The organism is Wenyingzhuangia sp. IMCC45467 (assembly GCF_054111205.1).
Genome location: NZ_CM134196.1, coordinates 3,215,268 through 3,234,211, shown reverse-complemented (window position 1 = coordinate 3,234,211; position 18,944 = coordinate 3,215,268). Strand labels below are relative to the sequence as shown.

At 31.7% G+C, this 18,944-nt stretch carries 12 protein-coding genes; 9 read left to right on the top strand and 3 right to left on the bottom strand.

Going from position 1 to position 18,944, the window contains the following annotated elements:
• Window positions 1-43 precede the first annotated feature (43 nt).
• Window positions 44-892 (bottom strand): transketolase, encoded by an 849-nt coding sequence (locus tag ACXGQT_RS13735; protein ID WP_457829152.1) that lies wholly within the window; start codon window positions 890-892, stop codon window positions 44-46.
• Between the two features lie 213 nt (window positions 893-1,105).
• On the opposite strand from ACXGQT_RS13735, the gene ACXGQT_RS13730 reads away from it, so the two are divergent.
• Window positions 1,106-2,029: an ROK family protein gene (locus tag ACXGQT_RS13730; RefSeq protein WP_457829151.1), complete on the top strand. Its 924-nt coding sequence runs from the start codon at window positions 1,106-1,108 to the stop codon at window positions 2,027-2,029.
• A gap of 40 nt (window positions 2,030-2,069) precedes the next feature.
• Here the strand turns inward: ACXGQT_RS13730 and ACXGQT_RS13725 are convergent, their stop codons facing one another.
• Window positions 2,070-2,864: a gluconate 5-dehydrogenase gene (locus tag ACXGQT_RS13725; RefSeq protein WP_457829150.1), complete on the bottom strand. Its 795-nt coding sequence runs from the start codon at window positions 2,862-2,864 to the stop codon at window positions 2,070-2,072.
• A gap of 18 nt (window positions 2,865-2,882) precedes the next feature.
• Window positions 2,883-3,725 (bottom strand): 5-dehydro-4-deoxy-D-glucuronate isomerase, encoded by an 843-nt coding sequence (gene kduI / locus ACXGQT_RS13720; protein WP_457829149.1) that lies wholly within the window; start codon window positions 3,723-3,725, stop codon window positions 2,883-2,885.
• Between the two features lie 264 nt (window positions 3,726-3,989).
• On the opposite strand from kduI, the gene ACXGQT_RS13715 reads away from it, so the two are divergent.
• The 8 genes from ACXGQT_RS13715 (at window position 3,990) to ACXGQT_RS13680 (ending at window position 18,866) form a co-directional block, all read left to right on the top strand.
• Entirely contained in the window at window positions 3,990-4,967 is a 978-nt protein-coding gene (locus tag ACXGQT_RS13715; protein ID WP_457829148.1) for a TRAP transporter substrate-binding protein, read from the top strand.
• A 2-nt stretch (window positions 4,968-4,969) separates the two neighbouring features.
• On the top strand, window positions 4,970-5,428 hold the full coding sequence (locus tag ACXGQT_RS13710) for a TRAP transporter small permease (RefSeq protein ID WP_457829147.1): 459 nt from the start codon (window positions 4,970-4,972) through the stop codon (window positions 5,426-5,428).
• A 5-nt stretch (window positions 5,429-5,433) separates the two neighbouring features.
• Window positions 5,434-6,735, top strand: a complete 1,302-nt coding sequence (locus ACXGQT_RS13705) for a TRAP transporter large permease (protein ID WP_457829146.1) — start codon at window positions 5,434-5,436, stop codon at window positions 6,733-6,735.
• Window positions 6,736-6,835: 100 nt separating this feature from the next.
• Complete coding sequence (locus ACXGQT_RS13700; RefSeq protein ID WP_457829145.1) at window positions 6,836-7,855, top strand: LacI family DNA-binding transcriptional regulator; 1,020 nt, start codon at window positions 6,836-6,838, stop codon at window positions 7,853-7,855.
• A gap of 142 nt (window positions 7,856-7,997) precedes the next feature.
• Window positions 7,998-12,086 carry a hybrid sensor histidine kinase/response regulator transcription factor gene (locus ACXGQT_RS13695; protein WP_457829144.1) on the top strand — a complete coding sequence of 1,363 codons (4,089 nt, stop codon included), beginning with the start codon at window positions 7,998-8,000 and terminating at the stop codon, window positions 12,084-12,086.
• A gap of 307 nt (window positions 12,087-12,393) precedes the next feature.
• Complete coding sequence (locus ACXGQT_RS13690; RefSeq protein ID WP_457829143.1) at window positions 12,394-13,929, top strand: hypothetical protein; 1,536 nt, start codon at window positions 12,394-12,396, stop codon at window positions 13,927-13,929.
• Between the two features lie 40 nt (window positions 13,930-13,969).
• Complete coding sequence (locus ACXGQT_RS13685) at window positions 13,970-17,101, top strand: SusC/RagA family TonB-linked outer membrane protein (RefSeq protein WP_457829142.1); 3,132 nt, start codon at window positions 13,970-13,972, stop codon at window positions 17,099-17,101.
• Window positions 17,102-17,138: 37 nt separating this feature from the next.
• Window positions 17,139-18,866, top strand: a complete 1,728-nt coding sequence (locus ACXGQT_RS13680) for a RagB/SusD family nutrient uptake outer membrane protein (RefSeq protein WP_457829141.1) — start codon at window positions 17,139-17,141, stop codon at window positions 18,864-18,866.
• Window positions 18,867-18,944: the final 78 nt, after the last annotated feature.

The window sequence follows — 18,944 nt, the reverse complement described above, 5'->3', positions numbered from 1 at the left end:
TCTACAGAGCTTTTTTAACTAATACTTTATATCTAAGAATTTCTTAATAATCTCCTAAAGTTGCAGGATTTTGAGACAATGCGTTTTCTAATTGCTCATCATTTGGTGCTTTACCATGCCATGCATGTGTATGCATCATAAAGTCCACTCCGTTACCCATTTCTGTATACAATAAAATACAAACTGGCTTTCCTTTTCCTGTTAAAGCTTGTGCTTCTTTTATTCCAGCAATAATTGCCTCAATATCATTTCCTTCTTTAACTTCTAAAACATCCCATCCAAAAGCTTCAAATTTAGCCTTAATAGATCCCATTGGTAACACCTCATCAGTGGTACCATCAATTTGCTTTAAGTTAACATCAACTGCTGCAATGTAATTATCTACTTTTTTAGCAGCAGCATACATAATGGCTTCCCAGTTTTGACCTTCTTGTAATTCACCATCACCATGCAAACTATAAACCAAACGAGAATCTCCATTTAACTTTTTAGCCTGAGCTGCTCCTAATGCAACACTCATTCCTTGTCCTAAAGAACCAGATGCTACACGAACACCTTGTAATCCTTCATGAGTTGTTGGGTGACCTTGTAACCTAGAATCTAACAAACGGAAAGTCGCTAATTCTGATACTGGAAAATATCCGCTACGAGACAATACACTGTAAAAAACTGGAGAAATATGTCCGTTAGATAAAAAGAATAAATCTTGATCTTTTCCATCCATATCAAACTCTTCAGCATTGTGCTTCATAATTTCTTGATACAATACTGTAATGTATTCTGCACACCCTAACGATCCTCCTGGATGTCCTGAATTTACAGCATGAACCATACGTAAAATATCTCTTCTTACTTGTTGTGTAAAATCTTTTAGCTCTTGAATAGTTGCCATTATATTTAATTTAGTGCGGCAAAAATACAGTTTTATTTATGTAGGACAAATTATTTTGAATTGTAAATCAGTGATTTTTCATCAAAAAAGAAATTTAAAAGCAAAAGAATTGTCATACAAATAGATTCTTCCTATACAATCCTTAGTTAAAAACAGATTTTACTTATATTTACTAACATACCTCTTTTACTTAATCAATAAATAGAAAATGAAATGGAAGAATATATAGGAATTGATGTTGGCGGAACCAATATTAAAGTTGGAATTGTAAACAAGAATGGAACTTTACTAAATAAACATAAATATCCAACAGCTACACTACAAAGTAATGGAGACTTTATTAACGAATTTATAGCAGTTATTAGTAAAACACTAGAAAACAATCCTCATATAAAAAGAGTTGGTATTGCCGTTCCTGGAATGATTTCAAAAGATAGATTATCTACTGTATTTATGATTAATATTCCTGAATTTAACAACGTTCCTTTAATTTCAATATTAAATAAAAAACATCCTAAGATTTCTTTTTTTCTTGAAAATGATGCCAATGCTGCTGCCATAGGAGAACTTAATTTTGCTAAAAATAAAGTACCTAAAAACTTTATTTTTATGACCTTAGGTACAGGTCTTGGAGGTGCTGCAATTTTAAATGGTAAAATTTTTAAAGGAGGAAACGGGAATGCCATGGAAGTTGGTCACGTTATATCTTCTAACGGAAAAACGGCTGAAGAAAACATAGGTAAAAAAGCATTAATCCATATGGCTTTAAAGCAAATTAAAAAAGGTAATAAAACTTGTTTAACCACTAAAGACCTAACTGCCAAAGACATTGTAATTGCTGCTACAAATGACGACCCTGTTGCTGTTGATGTTTTTAAAAAAGTAGGAATCATTTTTGGAGAAACCCTAGTTACTACAATTAGACTACTAGATGTTAAAACTATTTTTATTGGTGGAGGGGTTAGTAAAACCTTTAAAATTGTAAAAAAGAACATGAACAAAGTCATTAAAGAAAGACTGCCTAGTTATTATCTTGAAAACTTAGATATTAGACTTGCAACACTAGGAAATGATGCTGGTATTATTGGAGCAGCGGCACTTTGTTTTAAAGAAAAGGAAAACAAAAAAAGAGGATGAAACACTCATCCTCTTTTTTTATCTCTTAATTTACTATTATTTAATCTTCGTTTGAAGGCTTACCAATAGTTGCTAAAATTCCACCATCAACATATAGAACTTGACCATTAACAAAGTTACTAGCATTAGAACTTAAGAAAATAGCTGCTCCTTGTAAATCATCTGGGTCTCCCCATTTACCAGCAGGTGTTCTACTTACAATAAAATCATTAAAAGGATTTCCATCTACTCTAATAGGTGCAGTTTGACTAGTTGCAAAATAACCTGGTCCAATTCCATTGGTTTGAATATTAAATCTAGCCCATTCTGTAGCCATATTTTGAGTCAGCATTTTTAAACCACCTTTTGCTGCTGCATAAGCTCCTACAGAATTTCTTCCTAATTCACTCATCATAGAACAAATATTAATGATTTTTCCACCTTTTCTTTTAATCATTCCTTTTACCACAGCTTTAGAAACAATAAAAGGAGAAACCAAATCTACATCAATTACTTGTTTAAAGTCTGCTACTTCCATCTCTACCAATGGAGTTCTTTTAATAATACCAGCGTTATTGATTAATATATCAATATCACCTACTTCAGACTCTATTTTACTAATGCTATCAACAACTTGTGTTTCATTAGTAACATCGAACAAATAACCAAAAGCATTTATTCCTGCTGCTTTATATTCTGTTACTGCTTTGTCTAATTTCTCTTGAGATGAATTTCCATTCACAACAATGGTAGCTCCTGCCAAACCTAAACCTTTAGCCATTGCCATTCCTAAACCGTGAGTTGCTCCAGTAATAAGAGCTACTTTTCCTGTTAAATCAAATAATTGTGTTGACATATATACTTAATATTTGGTTTATCTTAATTCGTTTATAGCGCACATATCCATGTCTCCGTAATCTAAGTTTTCACCCGCCATACCCCATATAAAAGTATATGATGAAGTTCCAGCTCCTGAATGGATAGACCATGGTGGTGAAATAATAGCTTGGTGATTAGCCATCCATACATGTCTTGTTTCAGTAGGTTGTCCCATAAAATGAGATACTGCCTGATCTTGTGGTACATCTAAATAAAAATACACTTCCATTCTTCTATCGTGCACGTGAGCTGGCATGGTATTCCAAACACTTCCCGATTTTAAAGTAGTCATACCCATTTGTAACTGACAAACATCAACAACACTATTTACAATGTACTTACGAATGGTTCTTGCATTACAAGTTTCTGCTGTACCTAACTCTACTACTTCAACATCATCTAAACCAATCTTTTTTGTAGGATAAGCTTTATGAGCTGGTGTTGAGTTGATATAAAATATAGCTGGGTTAGAAGAAGAGTTACTAGAAAAAACAACTTCTTTATTCCCTTGTCCAACATATAATGCTTCTTTATGTCCTATTTCATACACCTTACCATCCACACTAACAGTTCCTGCCTGACCAACATTAATAATCCCTAACTCTCTTCTTTCTAAGAAGTAAGAAGACTTTAATTGATCTATAGTTTCTAAAGTAATTGCCGAATTTACTGGTAACACTCCTCCAGTAATATATCTATCATAATGAGAATAAACCAATTTTACCTGATCCTCAGTAAACAAATCTTCAATTAAAAATTCATCTCTCAATTCTTGAGTATCCATTTGTTTTACTTCTCTTGGAGAAGCTGCATATCTAGTCTCTACATTCTGTTTCATACTATATTGTAATTAGTTTTAAATTCTAGGTAAATGTAGTAAAAAAAAAATACAATACAATCGATTGTATTGTAAACATAAAATTATACATTTGCTAAAACTGTAATGATTCATCAAACATTGATTACTAATTTTAAGTATATATCATTAAAAAACATAAGATACTTACAAATTTACAATGTAATCGATTTCATAAATGATTGAATTACTGTAAACTTGTACTATTAAAAAAAACCTAATTTAAAACTCCAAACAAACAAGCTCATGCGATTTAAAACAATCCTATATTGTTTATGCTTTATTCCTCTTTTATATGGATGTAGCGATTTAACAAAAAAAACAAAAACCATTAAGTTAGCTCATGGTTTAGATACTAAGCATTCTGTGCATATTGCCATGTTAAAAATGAGTGATGATTTATATAAATTATCAAATGGTAAGTTAAAAATTAACATATATCCTAGTCAACAATTAGGTTCTGAAAGAGAATGTCTAGAGTTACTACAAATTGGTAGTTTAGAAATGACTAAGGTATCTGTAGGAGTTTTAGAAAACTTTGCACCTAAAATGAAAGTGTTAGGAATGCCATACTTGTTTAGAGACAAACAGCATTCTTTTAGTGTACTTGATGGACCTATTGGACAAGAGTTACTTAATAACGGTGAAAAATTCTGGTTAAAAGGTTTGGCTTATTATGATGCTGGAAGTAGAAGTTTCTACACAAAAAAACCAATTCACACACCTTCTGATTTAAAAGGACTTAAAGTGAGAGTTATGGAAAGTATTAGTGCTATGAATATGGTGCGTAGTTTTGGAGGATCACCAACACCTATTTCATGGGGAGAACTTTATACCTCTCTTCAGCAAGGAGTTGTAGATGGAGCAGAAAACAACCCTCCTTCTTTTTACTTATCTAGACATTATGAAGTATGTAAATATTATACTTTAGACGAACACTCCGTAGTTCCTGATATTTTGGTAGGAAGTACACATTTTTGGAATTCCCTTACAGAAGAAGAAAAGGGATGGGTAAAGCAAGCAGTACAAAACTCTGTGGTATATCAACGTGAATTGTGGAGTGAAGCAGAAAAAGAAGCTCTTGAAGAAGTTGAAAAGGCTGGAGTAGAAATTATTACACCTGATAAAACTTTATTTTCTGAAATGGTTCAACCTATGTATGAAGAACTTAAAAAAGATCCTGAGGTTTATAAATTGATTCAACAAATTAGAAATACTAAGTAAAAATGGAATTTAGAAAAAAAGTAGATAAAATACTAGGATCTGCCTTGATCATCATTATGGGATTAATGGTTATTAATGTATTATGGCAAGTATTTTCAAGGTTTGTTATTGGATCTCCTAGTTCTTTTACAGATGAATTGTCTAGATATTTAATGATATGGGTAGGTATTTTAGGAGCAGCCTACGTATCAGGTAGAAACATGCATGTTGCTATTGATGTTGTTCCTCTAAAAACAGGACCTGCTACTCAAAAAAAATTAAGAATATTGGTTTTTGCTTTGGTTATACTTTTTGCTTTTGCCGCAATGGTTATTGGGGGATTAAGATTGGTATATATTAGTTTTTTACTAGGGCAAACCTCTCCTGCATTACAAATTCCATTGGCTTTTGTTTACGCAGTAATTCCTTTAAGCGGAATCTTAATTATTTATTATAAAATTACAGACCTTTTAAGCGCATAAATATTATGGAATTTTTACCAGAATTAGTATTAGTAGTAAGTTTTTTAATCTTACTAACCATTGGAACACCAGTAGCTTGGAGTATTGCCATTTCTTCAGTACTTACTATGCTTGTAAGCATACCTACAATACCTGCATTGACTACTGTTTCTCAGAGAATGGGAACAGGATTAGATAGTTTTTCTTTATTAGCCATTCCTTTCTTTGTCTTATCGGGACAATTAATGAATAAAGGAGGAATTGCCCATCGATTAATTGCTTTTGCCAAAACCTTGGTAGGTTCATTACCAGGAGGTCTAGCTCTTATTAATGTAATTGGAGCTATGCTAATGGGAGCTATTGCAGGATCTGCAATGGCATCTGCATCGGCTATGGGAAGTATTTTAGGACCTGAAATGGAAAAAGAAGGATACTCTAAAGAATTTGGTGCTGCTGTAAACATTACCTCGTCAACAACAGGATTAATTATTCCTCCAAGTAATGTATTAATTGTATATTCTTTAGCTAGTGGTGGGGTTTCTATTGCTGCTTTATTCTTAGCAGGATACATACCAGGAATTTTAACTGGTTTACTTTTAATGACTGTAGCTTCTTTTTGGGCTAAGAAAAAGGGATATAAATTAGGAAAACGTAGTACTTTAAAACAAGTTGCTAAAACTTTTATTGATGCTGTTCCTAGTTTATTACTATTGGTTATTGTTATTGGAGGTATTGTAGTAGGTATTTTTACGGCTACAGAAGCATCTGCTATTGCAGTATTATACACTTTCCTTTTAGGAATTGTTTACAAAGAAATTAACTTTAAAAACTTGCCAGAAATATTATTAGACTCTTCTTGTACAACAGCTATTGTTATGTTGTTAATTGGAGCTTCTATGAGTATGTCATGGGTAATGTCTTTCGAAAATATTCCTCAAGATATTAGTAATGTGTTATTGAGTATTAGTGATAATAAAATCGTAATTCTTATTATTATCAACTTACTATTATTATTTGTTGGTGTATTTATGGATATGACTCCAGCAGTATTAATTTTCACTCCAATTTTCTTACCTGTAGTTACTGCATTAGGAATGGATCCAATACATTTTGGAATGATCATGGTACTAAACCTTAGTATTGGTTTATGTACACCACCTGTTGGATCTGTATTATTTGTGGGTATTGGGGTAGCAAACACTACTATTGATAAAGTTATTAAACCTTTATTACCACTATTTTTAGCAATGATTGTTTCATTATTCCTTGTAACTTATTTCCCTAGCTTAAGTCTATGGTTACCTGGTGTATTTGGATTATTAAACTAATCATACATTTTCTCTTAATAAAACAAATAAAAACTGAAGATTATAGAATTTAACATAATCTTCAGTTTTTATTACTTTTTAAGAAACCTCCTTTTATAAAATGAAAAAAAAGACGACTATTCATGATATTTCTAAAGCTCTGAAAATAAACAGTTCTACTGTATCAAGAGCTTTAAACAATAGTCCTCGAGTTTCTCAAAAAACCAAAGACTTAATTCAAAAAAAAGCAATTGAATTAGGTTACCAAAAAAATATTTTAGCTTCTAACCTAAGAACAAACAAAACCAATACTATTGGAATTATTGTTCCTAGAATTTCTAGAAACTTCTTTTCTTCTGTTATTTCTGGAATAGAAGAAACAGCATATAAATCTGGTTACAACGTTGTCATTGGTCAATCTTTAGAAAGTCTTGAAAGAGAGAAAGAACTGGTTTCTACCTTTCTTTCTAACCGAGTAGACGGACTCTTAATTTCAGTCTCCATGGATACTACTGATTATGAACATCTTAAAAACTTTCAAAACAATGGAGGGCCTATAGTGTTTTTTGACAGACCAGTTACCATGCCAAACACTCCTAGTATTAGTATTGATGACTTTAATGCTAGTTATAATGCTACAGAACATCTTATAAAAAACGGATGTAAAAACATTGTTCACTTTTCAGGATTCCAAAAAATAGAACTCTATAAAAGGCGAATGGAAGGTTATATTGCTGCTTTACAAGACAACAATATTTCTATAAAAAAAGAATACATTATAGAATCTCAACTATCTGAAAAAGATGGTATAGAGTTGGCTAAAAAAGTATTAAAACTACCTAAAGTAGATGGAATCTATTCATCTAATGATACTGCCGCAATTAGTGCCATTCAACATTTTAAAAAAAACGGATTAAAAATACCTGAAGATATTGCTATAGTAGGTTTTAACAACGATTCCATTTCTGCGGTGATAGAACCTAGTTTAACAACAGTAAATCAACCAGATGTTGAAATGGGAATTATAGCATCTTCTCTATTAATAGAACTTATTAAAAAAACAATTAACGCTCCATCTGAACATTCAAAAACACTTGGAACTGAATTAATTGTTAGAGATTCCTCTTATAAAAAGATTTAAAAGTTTTTTTATTACAAAGACAAGACTGTCTTAACACCATATATTCTTATATTTATTATTGTAATTTAGAATTTTCTTAAATTACACTTATCATTCCCCTTAAAAAAGAATATATAAACTAATACCCCACTAACTAAAATATATGTTTACCCGTTTATTTTACAGCATTTTTTTACTTCTATTCTGTCTTATTAATAGTTATGGTCAAGAAAGTTTTAATGATTTAAAAAATTTAAAATTTAAGCATATCTCTACCAAAGACGGTCTTTCTCAAAGTACCGTTAGTTCTATATTACAAGATAGTAAGGGATATTTATGGTTTGGAACTAGGGATGGATTAAATAAATACAATGGAACTGAATTCACAAACTTTAAACACAATTCTGAGGACAATACCAGTTTAACTCACAGCTGGGTAACTTGTATTTTTGAAGATTCTTACCATCATTTATGGATAGGTACAAAAGATGGATTGAACAAGTACAACCCAAACAAAAAAAACTTTACTCAGTATAAAAAAGAAATTACAAGTATTAATATTTCTGACAATGAAATATGGAGTATTACTCAAACAGACAATATACTTTGGGTAGCTACCAATAACGGAATTACCAAAATAAATTTGTTAAACGAAAAGATTTCAGAAATTAAAGCCAGTAAAAATGGACTTAGTGACAATAGAACTCGAAAAATACTAAACACAAACAATGGTTATTTATGGATTGCCTCTGTTTCTAAAATAGACCAATACAATATTAAAGAAAACAAATGGAGTCATTATAGCTACCCTGAAAGCACTGCCATAGATCTTAATATTAAAAACCCTGTAGACTTGTATCAAGATCATGAAAATCAAATGTGGTTAGGCCATGAAAAAGGATTGGCTCTTTTAAATAAAAACTCCAAAAATTTTGAGTACTACAACTCAAAAAACACAGAAACTATTAATAGTGGTGTAAGATCTATCTGTGAAGATAACAATCGTAATTTATGGGTAGGTACATACAACGGTTTGTATATTTTCAATCCTAAAAGAACTCTTTTTCGCAATTTTGTACATGATGAGTATGTATATAAGAGCTTAAGTCAAAATTCAATTCATCAAATTATTAAAGACAGTAAGGGAGATATGTGGATTGGAACTTGGTCTGGAGGTGTTAATTATTTTGATCATAGTTCTCATATTTTTAAACAAATATCTCCAGGAGCTAGCAATACAATGCTTAACTACAAAGTTGTTAGTGCTATTATAGAAGAGCCCAATGGAGACTACTGGATAGGAACAGAAGGTGGAGGAATTAATTATTATCACAACAAAACAGGAACTTTTACTTATTACACTCACAATCCTAAAAACCCAAATACCGTTAGTTCCAACAATATAAAATCTATGATTAAAGATCATGAAGGAAACTTATGGATTGGTACCCACAACGGAGGATTAAATTATTTAAATGTTTCTAAAAAACCCTACAAGTTTAAACACTTTGATAATATGATTACTCGCTCTAATCAAACAAATTATTACAGAGTACTTTGTTTGTTAGAAGATAAAGATCACAATATTTGGATTGGGACTACCTCGGTAGGAATTATAGTTTACAACAGAAAAAAAGATAAATTTATTGAGTTAGACACCAAAACAAAATCTGTACAAAGTATTATTCAATCAAAAAATCCTGATATTATTTATACTGGAGGATCTAATGGTCTGGAAAAAATAAACATTAAAACAAAAAAAATATCTAAAATATATTATTCAAATCAACTAATCACCACCAAATCTCACGAAGTAAACTGTTTATACGAAAACGGAAATACCATTTGGATAGGAACCGAAGGTAAGGGTTTATACGAGTTTAATACAGAAACAAAATCGACCACTAAATATGGAATTTCTCAAGGTTTTTTAAACGAAGTGATTTATGGAATTTTACCTGATAACAAAAACAACCTTTGGATTAGCAGTAATAGCGGTATTAGTTCTTTAAACTTAAAAACCAAAAAGATTGAAAACTTTGATGAGTTTGATGGCTTACAAGGAAATGAATTTAACTACGGTGCATCACTTAAAAAGAAAAATGGTGAATTAATGTTTGGTGGTATTAATGGACTAAATTACTTTAATCCTAATGACATTGTTAAAAACAACTTTGTACCTCCTGTAGATATTTACGGAATTAAAATTAACAATACCCAATATATAAACATTACAGATTCTATTTCTAAAATTAATTTAGATTATAATCAAAATGACTTTACTATAGATTTTACTGCACTAAGTTACTCCCAAGCCAACAAAAACAAATATGCTTATAAATTAGAAGGTTTTGATTTGGACTGGAATAATATTGGCAACAAAAAAACTGCTACCTACACAAACCTTGACCAAGGAAACTATGTTTTTAAAGTAAAGGCTGCTAACAACAATGGGGTTTGGAACAATATAGGAGAAAGTATTAACTTAAAAATATATCCTGCTCCGTGGAAAACATGGTGGGCATATACCATTTATTTTATCCTTATAGTGGCACTTATCTATTTTATCTACAGAATTGTTAGCATTAGAATAAAAGAAAAAAACGAGTTAAAACAAGAAAAATTAGACAAAGAAAAGTTAGAAGAAATAAATCAATTAAAACTAACATTATTCACCAATATTTCTCATGATTTTAGAACTCCTTTAACACTAATTACAGGTCCGTTACAACGAATGATTCAAAACAAAAACGGAGATGATTTTGTACAAAAACAACATAAAATAATGCATAGAAATGCAAATATGCTGTTAGAACTCATTAACCAGTTATTAGACTTTAGAAAAAGTGAATCGGGTAAACAAGTACTTTATGCATCAAAATCAGACATTGTTAGTTTTAGCCTAAATATTAAAAAAGCTTTTGATGATTTGGCAGAATTCAACCATTTTAAATTCAACTTTACAAGTACAGAAAGTGCTATTGATATTTGGTTTGATAAAATTAAAATGAAAAAAATATTGTATAATTTGTTATCAAATGCCTTTAAGTACAATCAAACAAACGGAGAAATTGCCATTAAAATAAGTACCCAGAAAAAACAATCTAAAAAATATGTAGTCATTCAAATTATTAACTATGGAGATATTATTCCTCCTAAAAGATTAAATCAAATTTTTGATAGATACTACAGGTTTGACAAAGAAGGAAAGCAAACAGGAACAGGAATTGGACTGGCATTAACCAAAAGTTTGGTAGAATTACACCACGGAAAAATAACAGCTACTAGCTCTGCCGAACAAGGAACTTGTTTTAAAGTAATAATTCCTATGGGTAAAAAACACTTAACCAAAAAAGAGTGTGTTCAAAATAACGATGATAATTTAACCATAGAAAAACCTTTTATTTTAGAAAAAGAAGAGGCTATTTTAAACACACCTCAACCTAAAGAAACAACCATAAAAGACCCAGATAGTGAAACCATTTTACTGGTAGAAGACAACAAAGATGTTAGAAATTTTGTTAAAGATATTTTTAAAAACAAATACCATATTTACGAGGCAAATAATGGAAAAGAAGCCTTAGAAATTGCTAAGAACAACAATATTCAATTAATTATTAGTGATGTAATGATGCCAGAAATGGATGGATTTGAACTTTGTCAACACCTTAAAACAAACATTGTTACCAGTCATATTCCAATTATATTATTAACGGCAAAAACTGCCACCGAACATCAAAAAACAGGATTTAGCATTGGAGCAGATGCCTATGTATCTAAACCCTTTGATGCTACAATTTTAGACTTAAGAGTTCATAACTTATTAAACACCAGAAAAAACCTAATTTCTAAGTTTAAAAAAGATAGTATTTTAGCTCCCAAGGAAATTACCTCCAGCTCTGCCGATGAAGAATTCTTAAAAAAAGCCATAGAAGTTATTGAAGAAAACATTACAGATAGTGATTTTAATGTACATGAGTTTACAAAACAAATGCACATGAGTCGTTCTGTTATTTACAGAAAAACCAAAGCATTAACAGATCAATCCATCACAGAATTTATTAGAACAATTAAACTAAAAAAAGCTGCCCAACTTATATCTCAAACCCAAATGAGTATTTCAGAAATAGCTTACGAAATAGGTTTTAGCGATTTAAAGTATTTTAGAAGTTGTTTTAAAAAGCAATTCAACACCTTACCTTCTGCCTATAGAGCAGAAAACCCTTTAACAGACAAAAACAGTAATTCTTAATCTATACTTTTTGATTTTAAGTATCATTTTATCCTTCATTTTAATAAGGCTAAGCCTCTCTTTGGTCATTTTTAAAATCTATCATATAAAATAACCTACAAAGAGATCAATACCTCTTTTTTTCTTTCTGTTCTATTTCTTTATTAGTTAACTTATAGCTGTTTTTTAAACTATTTATCTAAAAAAGAACAAAACAAGGTGTTTTATAGAGCTCTGAACAATATTCCCCGCTCTTAAAAGCAATTTACCACCTACAAACATTCATATATTTTTAGAACTTTCGTCTTGTAAATAAAACTATACAACCATGAAAAAAACATTTTACTTACTTCTATGTTGCACAAACCTACTCCTATTATTAAATAGCTGTAATAAAGATGCTTTTATGGAAGACAGAACAAATTCAGATTACAATGCTCCTAGTAATCTAATTTATGCTGAAATTTTAAACGCTAGAGAGTTTTCGTTTATTAAAACAAGTACCCCAATTGTTAACACCAATAACTTAACTCCAACCTTTGAAATTTTATCAGGAAGAACCAAAGACGGAACTATTTTAGATGCTACTTATATGAAAGATGTAAGCATTCAAAACCCAAACGAAATTACCGTTAATTTAAGTCCAACCAGTTATTATGTAGATGAAAAAGGAGATTCTATTAAAACCTACACAGCTTTAGACACCAAAAATGCTGGAGTAATTACCATTGCCGATGAAAACAAATTTGATATAGGAGATTATTATTTTGACATAAAAGTCTCTACCGAAATTGATGGTAATACAATGTCATCTACCTTTACAGATGCATTTCATTTAAGCGTAGGTCCTTTATTAGTAACCAACTTATTGTACTCTCCTATTGCTCAAAATATTGTAGTAGGAACAGAAAACACCACCACTAAACCTTACTTAATTACAGGAAATAGTGATGTAACTTTTGCCCTAACTTCTCAAACAGACAAATTAAGTATCAATCCTCAAACAGGAATTATTTCTTTATTAGACGGATACAGTACCGTAGAAAATGACACCATTTATCCAACCGTACAGGTTACTAGCAACATTAGTGGAGAAATTACCTCTTTTCAAGGAGATAGTTTTTTAATGTTAGTAGCTTCTAACAGCCCTGTTAGTTTACCTAAAAAAACCAATTATTTCTTTTACCCTACTTTTGAATCTGAAAATAAATTATACGGATATTCAAAAGACATCATTAACCAAGGAGATGTTGCTGACAGTAAACTATGGATGCCACAAAACCCTTCTCCTCTTGCTGCTACAGAAAGACCCGATGACATTACCAATAACAAATCTTTATTCTTAAATCCTACCGAAGGAAATTGGTCTGCACATGAGTCTGATATTATTATTAATTCTCAAGATTTAACACAGTACAAACTAGGTTACAATCTATCTTCTGTATTTTATATATACAACCAATATGTAGAATATATGCCAGACGGAAGCACTCCCACAGATTTAGAAATTTATTATTCTACTGATTATAACGGAGACAATGCAACTGCTAATTGGGTACAAATAAACGATCAAATTTCATGTCAAATAAATAGTTTATCTGCCACTCCGTTTATAGGAACTCCTTATCCAGGAGATCAACAATTAGGAGCAGGAGATCCTGACGGAAGAAAAGACACTTCTAAAAACGCAGATGCCAAATGGGTTCGTTGTGAATTTGATTTAAATCCTTATAAAGACGTTAAAAACTTTACCCTAAAATTTAAAGTAAAATCTTACTACACTGGATCTGCAAAAGATTATGGATCAGCAAGACCAGGAAGATATGTTATTTCTGATGTTCATTTTAAAGCCACAGAAGAATAATTACCCCCTTAGATTTTATTAAATCACTAAACTTATCATTATGAAAAAAAATATAATACTCCTACTCCTATTTTTCACCGCTCAAATCATGATAGCGCAAGATATTAGCGGAAAAGTAACAGACTCAAACGGACTACCTTTAACAGGAGTTTCCATTGTTATAAAAGGCCTAGCACAAGGAACTATTTCAGATTTTGATGGTTTATACAACCTTTCAAACATCGATAAAAATGCAACATTAATATTTAGCTATTTAGGTTTTGAAACCAAAGAAGTTTATGTAGACAGTCAATCTATAATCAACGTAAAACTTGCACAGTCAAGTGTAGGACTCGAAGAGGTTGTTGTAGTTGGTTATGGTTCTGTAAAGAAAAAAGACCTTACAGGGTCTATTGCAAAAGTTAGTACCGAAGACATTAACAAAACAGCCGTTACCAATTTTGATGAAGCTTTAGCAGGTCGTGTTTCTGGTGTACAAGTTTCATCTTTAGACGGAACCCCTGGAGAAAGTCTAAATATTGTAATCCGTGGAGGTAACTCAATTACCGGAGACAACTCTCCTTTATACGTGGTAGATGGTGTTCCTCTAGAAGATTTTGATCCAGGAACATTAAGTACAAATGACATTGAAAGTTTTGATATTTTAAAAGATGCTTCGGCAACAGCTATTTATGGTTCTAGAGCTGCCAATGGAGTTATTTTAATTACCACAAAAGCGGGTCGTTCTGATGGAAAAACCGATGTAAGAATAAGTGTAGCCAATAGTTATCAATGGGTACAAAATCGCTTAGAAGTATTAAGCCCATACGAATATGTTAAATATCAAGAACAAATAGCCTTGGCTTTAGATGGTTACACTCCTGGACAGAATTACGGATATTTTGTAGGAAGTTGGGTAGATCCAGAATTGTATAGAAATTCTAAAGGAACTAGCTGGCAAGATGAAATTTTTAGATTAGCAAAAACCGAAAAATACAATGCCAGTATAAGCGGAGGAGACAAAACCAATAAACTTTATTTCTCAACAGAATACATCAATCAAGAAGGAACATTAATCAATACTGGATTCAAAAAAATTGTAAACAATCTTAAACTAACCCATAAACTAAACACCAAAACAGAGTTTAGAGCCAACATACAATACACTCATTTAAACAAGAGTGGAGCTACAATTTCTGGAAATCAATACACCAGTATTATTAGAGATGCCATTCAATTTAGACCTGTAGAACCCGTAAATGATGATGGTCTTGAAATTGGAGGATATGACCCTAGTGACCCTAACCTTATCTATTTGTTTAACCCTGTTAAAAACTTAGAAAATACTGACAGGCAATATAAATATGATGTAATTAGAGGTGGAGTTAACATGACTCATAAATTTAAACCAAATTTATATGTGCAATTAAATGCCAACTACCAAGTAGACAGCAGAAAAAACAGCTTGTTTTATGGAGAAGAAACCCAACAAGGAACAAGAGGGTCTGAGCATATTAATGGTTCTATAAGACAATACAGATACCAAACTTTATCAACTTCAAATACGCTTACCTACAAAAAGAACTTTGGTAAAAACAACATTACTCTATTAGGAGGAATGGAAGCACAAGCAAGAGACAGTGAATATTCTTATTTACAGAATTCAGAAATTCCTACCGATATTTTTGGAATTGACAAATTAGGATTAGGAACTTCTCCATCTATACCAGAAACAACTATTTCTAGCAACAAATTGTTGTCTTATTTTGCTCGTGCTAACTATAGTTATAAATCTAAATACTTAGTAACAGCAACATACAGAGCCGATGGTTCATCAAAATTTAGTACCGATAATCGTTGGGGATATTTTCCTTCTTTTTCTACTGCTTGGAAAATTAGCGAAGAAAAATTCATGAAAAACATCAACTTTATTTCTTTTGCCAAATTTAGAGCTGGTTGGGGACGTACAGGAAACAACAGAATTGGAGACTTTGATGCTTATAGCCAATTAGATGTAAATACAGATAGCGGATATGTTTGGGGAACAGGACAAAACTACGTACCTGGAGCTTACCAAAGTAACTTGGGAGTACCAGACCTGCGTTGGGAAACTACTGCACAAACAGATATTGGATTAGATTTTGGATTCTTCAATCAAAAAATTGATGGAACCATAGATTATTATCAAAAAAACACCAGTGATTTATTATTAAATGCAGATACTGCTTTACATACAGGGTATGATAAAGTACAACAAAACGTTGGTAAGGTTAGAAATCAAGGATTTGAATTTAGCCTAAACACACATAACATTAACAACGTTAATTTTAAATGGAATACTTCATTTAACATTGCTTTTAATCGCAACAAAACCATTGCTTTAAACAGTGGTCAAACAGCTATTTATACAGACCCTCAATGGAATCAAAGTTATGCAGAAAACCAATACATTACACAAGTAGGACAACCAGTTGGTATGATGTACGGTTTACAATACGATAGAATATATCAATTAGATGATTTTAACTGGGATAACACTTTACAAACTTATACACTAAAACCAGGAATTCCAGATAATGGTACTTTACCAGTAGCTCCTGGAAGTATTAAGTTTATAGATCAGGATGGAAATGGAACCATTAACAATGAAGATAGAGTTATTATAGGAAATCCACATCCTAAACATTTTGGAGGATTGTCTAACAATTTTGAAATCGGGAATTTTGACATGCAAGTATTATTTCAATGGTCTTATGGTTTTGATATTTTAAACGCTAACAAAGCTGCTTTTAATGTACCGCAAGCTGGATCTCGTAGTGGTTTGGCAGGACTTGCTGATGCTTGGACACCAACCAACACCAATACCAATGTAAACACAGTTCGTTACAGAACCGTATTTGGTGCTCCTCCTAGTGGAAATAGTGTTGATGATAGATATATTGAAGACGGATCTTATTTAAGACTTAAAACCGTTTCTGTAGGGTACACCCTTCCTGATAACATTATAGAATCTCTTCATTTAAAAAACTTAAGAATATACATTACTGGACAAAATTTATTTACCTGGACAAAGTACTCCGGATATAGCCCTGATGTTTCTGTTGGAAAATATGGTGCCCTAACACCAAATCTTGATTATTCTGCCTACCCACAAAGTACCACAATCATGTCTGGTATAGACATTACATTTTAACAAACATCATTTTTAGAACCCCTTAAAACAATTTAAAATGAGAACAACACATAAAACATACCTTGGTTTATTCTTAGCCATGATGCTATTGATAAGCTGTACCGATTTTTTAGATGAAGAACCAAAATCTACTATAGGAGTTGATGATTTTTATAGCAATACTGTAGAAGCAGAAATAGCCTTATCGGGTATTTACTCAAATCTTGCTGATGACGATGTATATGCTCAAGCATTGTCCATTATTATGTCATCAGGAACTGATGAAGGTTACTACAACAGACGTTATAACGAAAATTGGACTGTAGGATTGTACAGACATACTGCTTCAGACAATTATGTAAAAAACTTATGGTCTAGACTCTATGAGGTTATCAACCTTAGCAACCTATTCACAGAGAAATTAGTTAAAGATAATTTTGAGGAGAAAGAATACAATCAACTAATTGCCGAAGCTCGTTTTTTAAGGGCTCACGCATATCAATTATTAGTAGACAATTGGGAAGAAGTACCTATGCCTTTAACTTCTACCTTAGATCAATCTGCAAATAATTTACCTGTTTCTAGCCTTCAGGAATTATACACTCAAATTATTAAGGATTATACCTATGCTTCTTTACACCTGCCTTCGGTTTCCGACACAGATTACACCCCCGGTAGAGCTAACAAATATGCTGCACATGGTTTAATGGCCAGGGTTTATTTAAAAATGGCAACCTATCCATTAAAAGACGTAAGCAAATACGAATTGGCTTTAAAACATTGTGATACAATTATCCAAAGTGGAGTACATGGTTTAACCCAGTCACAATCTACTATTGTAAATGATGGAGGTACAGACAAAGTGGTAGTTACAGTAGATGGATATAGAAATCACTTTTTAAATTATATTCAAAACTCTTATGACACCTATGAATCTCTTTTTGAAATTTCTTATAAATATTTAAGAGAATCTGGAATTGATACCAATGGTAGAATTGGAGCTTTAAATGGACCTTTGTTTAGTTATGGTGGTGGAGATGATGGATATCCTGGTTCTTATTCTATGTTTAATACCACCCCTGTATTAAAAGACCTATACGTATCTAACAATGATAGTATTCGTAAAGTATGGAATTTAGCAGAAATGCAATATACAGCAAGTGGAGATGCTGTAGCTGTAACCAATACCCTTGGAGCTCAATATTGCCCAGGAAAATATAGACGATGGGAACCTGCCAATTATAATGATTTGTTTACTGCACAAACACCAGGAGTTCCAGAACCTTATATTGTTTTAGAAGACAACACTACTCCTAACAGAAATTTTACAACAGTTAATTTTCCTGTATTAAGATATGCTGATGTATTGCTTATGTATGCCGAAGCGGACAATGCTATTCATGGAGGGCCTAGTACTATGGCTATTCAATATTTAGATGAAGTTAGAAACCGAGCTGGTTTATTACCTATTAGCAGTACTAAACCTGCTGTAATAACCAATCAATCTTCATTTTTTAATGAATTAGTTGATGAACGCTTAAGAGAATTGTGTTTTGAAGCCCTAAGAAAACATGATTTAATTAGATGGGAGTTACTAGGTGATAAATTAGCATTGTTAAATGCTTCTATTAAAGGAGCTCCAACCTATAGTCCAACAGACGAAAATCAAAATGCGTTTTTACGTGCTGGAGAATTTTTTAATCCCACCAAGCACCTATCTCTACCCTATCCTTTGCAAGAGGTGAATTTAAATCCAAGTTTAGATCAAAAATTAAACTGGCAATAATATTATTACAGAAAGTGATTCTTTCTAAAAAAAGGAATCACTTTCACTTACAAAATCATCAATCACATATGTATCATA